5 protein-coding genes are annotated in these 3,363 nt (G+C 72.0%); 2 read left to right on the top strand and 3 right to left on the bottom strand.

Annotated elements, in window-relative coordinates:
- Window positions 1-113 precede the first annotated feature (113 nt).
- Window positions 114-977, bottom strand: a complete 864-nt coding sequence (locus tag ACFWGZ_RS40350) for an RNA polymerase sigma-70 factor (protein ID WP_382456863.1) — start codon at window positions 975-977, stop codon at window positions 114-116.
- A gap of 101 nt (window positions 978-1,078) precedes the next feature.
- Between ACFWGZ_RS40350 and ACFWGZ_RS40345 the strand changes: the two genes are divergently transcribed.
- Window positions 1,079-1,579, top strand: coding sequence for a DinB family protein (locus ACFWGZ_RS40345; RefSeq protein ID WP_382456862.1), 501 nt, complete (start codon window positions 1,079-1,081; stop codon window positions 1,577-1,579).
- Between the two features lie 124 nt (window positions 1,580-1,703).
- A complete protein-coding gene (locus ACFWGZ_RS40340) occupies window positions 1,704-1,991 on the top strand; it encodes a muconolactone Delta-isomerase (RefSeq protein ID WP_382456861.1) in 288 nt (95 codons plus the stop codon).
- A gap of 58 nt (window positions 1,992-2,049) precedes the next feature.
- On the opposite strand, the gene ACFWGZ_RS40335 is transcribed toward ACFWGZ_RS40340, so the two are convergent.
- Window positions 2,050-2,850 (bottom strand): oxidoreductase, encoded by an 801-nt coding sequence (locus ACFWGZ_RS40335; RefSeq protein ID WP_382456860.1) that lies wholly within the window; start codon window positions 2,848-2,850, stop codon window positions 2,050-2,052.
- Window positions 2,851-2,939: 89 nt separating this feature from the next.
- The gene (locus ACFWGZ_RS40330; protein WP_382456859.1) at window positions 2,940-3,296 is read right to left on the bottom strand and encodes a MerR family transcriptional regulator; all 357 of its coding nucleotides are present in this window, start codon (window positions 3,294-3,296) and stop codon (window positions 2,940-2,942) included.
- Window positions 3,297-3,363 lie beyond the last annotated feature (67 nt).

The following is a 3,363-nucleotide window of genomic DNA, read 5'->3' as shown; positions in this document are numbered from 1 at the left end:
GCCCGGTGCCCCCGATGACAACGATCCTCATGGTGTCCGTCCTCTTCGCGCGTCCCCGCCCGTCGCGGGTGTTCACGAGCTGAGACCGGACAGCACCGCGAGTTGTGACAGCCCTACCGGAACGCGCCGAGCTTGGCCGGGTTGACCAGCCACATCACCTGGTCGATTCCCTCGGCGGACGCCGTGACGGTGATCACCGCGAAGGTGCTCGCGTCCTTGCGCAGCCGGACCGCGGCCTGGCCGTTCGCCTCGACGTAGGAGACCTCCGCGCCCGCCCAGAAGCCCGGCGCCCAGGCCGCGAAGATCTTCGCCACCACCGCGGCACCGACGAGCGGGCGGCCCGCCGCGCGCACCACGCCGTTGCTGTCGGAGCAGCTCACGACGTCCTGCGCGAACAGCTCCTCGAGGCCCGCCAGGTCGCCCGCCCGCGCGGCCGCCACGAACGCCTCCAGCAGCGTGCGCTGGTCCGCGCGGTCGACCGGGGCGCGGCGCTCGTCCGCCAGGTGCTTGCGCGCCCTGCTGACGAGCTGCCGCGTCGCGCCCTCGGTGGTCTGCACGATCTCGGCGATCTCCCGGTAGGGGTAGTCGAACGCCTCGCGCAGCACGTACGCGGCCCGTTCGGTCGGTGTCAGCTTCTCCAGCAGCACCAGCACCGCGAGCTCCAGCACCGCGCCCCGCTCGGCGCCGACCTGCGGGTCCGCCGCCGTGTCGACGGGTTCGGGCAGCCACGGGCCGACGTAGGTCTCGCGGCGCGCACGGGCCGTCTGCGACTCGTTGATCGCGAGCCGGGTGATCGCCGTCGCGAGGTAGGCCTCGGGGTTGCGCACGGCGGCGCGGTCGGCGAGCTGCCAGCGCAGCCACGCCTCCTGCACCAGGTCCTCGGCGTCGGCCACGCTGCCGGTCATGCGGTAGGCGATGCCGAACAGCCTCGGCCGGGCCGCCGCGAACTCCGACTCGGCCTGGTCGAGTGAGGTCATGCCGCCACCGTAGCGCCGCCGCGCGCACCCCGGCGGTGTGGCGGTGCTCATGGGCGGAATCCGGGTGCGCGAGATCATCCCGGCGCTGGAGACTGTGCGGCGTGACCCGACCAGAACCACCCCTGACCGGCGGCGAGCGCGAGACCCTCCGCGCGTTCCTCGACTTCCACCGCGCCACCCTCGCACTGAAGTGCGAGGGCCTGTCCGACGACGACCTGCGCCGCCGGTCGATGCCGCCCTCCACGCTCACGCTGCTCGGCCTGGTCCGGCACATGGCGGAGGTCGAGCGCACCTGGTTCCGCAAGGTCGTCGACGGCGAGGACGTCCCGCTCGTGTGGTCGGACTCCGGCGACTACCAGGTGGCCTACGACGCCTCGGGGTCGAGCCGGTCGGAGGCCTTCGCGGCGTGGCAGGCCGAGGTCGAGCACTCGCGCCGGATCGAACGCGAGGCCGAGTCGCTCGACGTGACGGCCTACCAGCCGCGCTGGGACGCCGAGGTGTCGCTGCGGCTGGTGATGCACCACCTGTGCCACGAGTACGCGCGCCACAACGGTCACGCCGACTTCCTGCGCGAGGGGATCGACGGCGTGACCGGAGCATGACCGCGCGTGACATCTCACCGTCCACAGTGGACCTTGCGACGAAGTTCGCATCAAATGGCGTGGTGGCGGGTATTCCGAGTCACAGCGCCGCACCACGGCGGTGCCCCCGCACCAGGAGGTGACCGTGCTCTTCCACGTCCGCATGGAGGTCTCCCTGCCCCATGACCTCGACCCGAACCGCCGCACCGAACTGGTCCAGGCCGAGCGGGACCGGACGCTGGAGCTGCAGAGGATGGGCGTGTGGCTGCACCTGTGGCGGGTCGTCGGCCACCCCGGCAGCATCAGCGTCTTCGACGTGCCGTCCAACGACGAGCTGCACGCGTTCCTGTCGTCGTTGCCGCTGTGGGAGTTCACGACGGTCGAGGTGACCCCGCTCGGCACCCACTCCTCCGACCTGGCCGCCCAGCCCTGACGGTTCCCGGCCGCACCTCGGGGTTTCGCGCCGGTGGGCGGAGGTGTTCGGCGCCGGCTCACACCCCGCGGTAGGAGCCACCGTCGACGCGGAAGTCCGAGCCGCTGATCCAGGCGGCCCGCCCGGACACCAGGAACGCGACGAGCTCGGCCACGTCGGCGGGCTTGCCCGGCCTGCCCAGGGGAATTCCGCTGACCCAGTCGTCGAGCATCCGCGCCTGCGGGTCGTCCGCCTCCGCGTCGGAGCGCCGCGCCATCAGCGCGGCGATGGTGTCGTTCTCGACCAGGCCGGGGGAAATCCTGTTGACCCGAACGCCTCGCGGCGCGAACTCGTTCGCCAGGGCCTTGCTGTACGTCGACAGCGCCGCCTTGGCCGCGGCATAGGGCGCGTCCGGACCGACCGGCAGATACGCCCCGACCGAGGTGATGTGGATGATGCTGCCATCGCCACGCGAGACCATGCCGGGCACGACCGCGCGGTCCAGCCGCACTGCGCTCAAGAGGTTCAGCTGCAGCGCGTGCTCCCACGACTCGTCGGTCGCGGAGAGCAGTCCCGCCGGCGCCACGCCGCCCCCACCGGCGTTGTTGACCAGCACGTCGATGCCGCCGAGCAGGTCCGAAGCGGCCGAGACGAGCCGGGCGCAGCCGTCCGCGGTGGCGACGTCGGCCGGTACGAAGCTCACCTGAGCCGGGAGGTCACGCGGCGCCTCGCGGGCCGAAGCCACGACCGAAGCACCGGAAGCGGCGAGCCGCGCGACAACGGCGCGGCCTATCCCCCTGCTTCCCCCGGTGACGAGGATTCGCCGGCCAACCAGTTCCAGGGCATTTTCGCGCACAGCGCTGCTCACGACACGATCCATTCTGCACAGACAGCGGAGCCGCACACCGAAGATGCGGCGTCGTGAACCGACCGTAAACCTTGACGCCGGCGTCAAGGTCAAGCAGGAACTCAGCGCCCGGCGGCGAGGTAGGCGTCGAGTCGCCGGCGACGCTCGGCGATGGCGCGTTCCTGCCGGACGAGGTCGTCGCGGATCTGCTCGACCCGCGCCAGCAGCGCGGCGCAGCCGCCGGGCGGGGGCTCGTCGTGCAGGTGCGGCAGGGATTCCCGGACCACGTCGGACGGCAGACCGGCCCGGAACAGGTCCTGGATGAACGCGACGACCTCGACCGACCCGGAAGCGTAGTCGCGGTATCCGTTGGACCGCCGCCGGCTGTGCAGCAGGCCCTGCTGTTCGTAGTAGCGCAGCGCCCTGGTGCTGACGCCGGTGGCCTCGCTCAACTCGCCGATGCGCATGCGTCCATTCATCGCGACCTCCACGCCACCGTCAAGGCGCGGCGCGGTGGATCCTCGACCCCGGTGTGCGTGCCGGGGG

It is taken from the genome of Lentzea sp. NPDC060358, assembly GCF_042725365.1.
Lineage (GTDB): Bacteria > Actinomycetota > Actinomycetes > Mycobacteriales > Pseudonocardiaceae > Lentzea.
This window is presented reverse-complemented; position numbering and strand designations above follow the sequence as displayed.